This window comes from Streptomyces hygroscopicus subsp. hygroscopicus (assembly GCF_001553455.1).
Taxonomy (GTDB): domain Bacteria; phylum Actinomycetota; class Actinomycetes; order Streptomycetales; family Streptomycetaceae; genus Streptomyces; species Streptomyces hygroscopicus.
Window position 1 is genome coordinate 1 of record NZ_BBOX01000676.1, and the last position, 650, is coordinate 650.

General features: G+C 68.8%; 1 protein-coding gene. It reads left to right on the plus strand.

Annotated elements, in window-relative coordinates; translation table 11 throughout:
• A partial coding sequence (locus AXW62_RS39800; RefSeq protein ID WP_169808219.1) for a ketoacyl-synthetase C-terminal extension domain-containing protein occupies window positions 1-650 on the plus strand: 650 nt, incomplete at both ends.

Below are 650 nucleotides of genomic sequence, written 5' to 3' on the forward strand. Positions count from 1 at the left end.
TTCGGGGGTCGGCGGTCAATCAGGATGGTGCGTCGAATGGGTTGACGGCGCCGAATGGTCCGTCGCAGCAGCGGGTGATCCGTCAGGCGTTGGCGAATGCGGGTTTGTCGGCGTCCGAGGTGGATGTGGTGGAGGCGCATGGCACGGGGACGAGGCTGGGGGATCCGATCGAGGCGCAGGCGCTGCTGGCCACTTACGGCCAGGAACGCCCTGCTGAGCGGCCTTTGTTGCTGGGTTCGGTCAAGTCCAACATCGGACATACACAGGCGGCGGCGGGTGTGGCGGGTGTGATCAAGATGGTGCAGGCGATGCGGCATGCGACGCTGCCCGCTTCCTTGCATGTCGATGAGCCCACTCCGCATGTGGACTGGGCAAGTGGTGCGGTGCGGCTGCTGACCGAGACGGTGGACTGGCCGGACGGCGGGCGTCCGCGCCGCGCTGGTGTGTCCTCGTTCGGCGCCTCGGGCACCAACGCCCATGTGATCCTCGAACAGGCCCCCGCGCCGCTCGAACGGGACGAGCGGACCGCGCCGGTGCCCTCCGACGGGGGCACGATCCCGTGGGCGCTGTCCGCACGGAGCGCGGAAGCGTTGCGCGGCCAGGCTGCGGCGCTGGTTGAACGTGTGGGTGGTGCATCCGAGTTCTGCTCT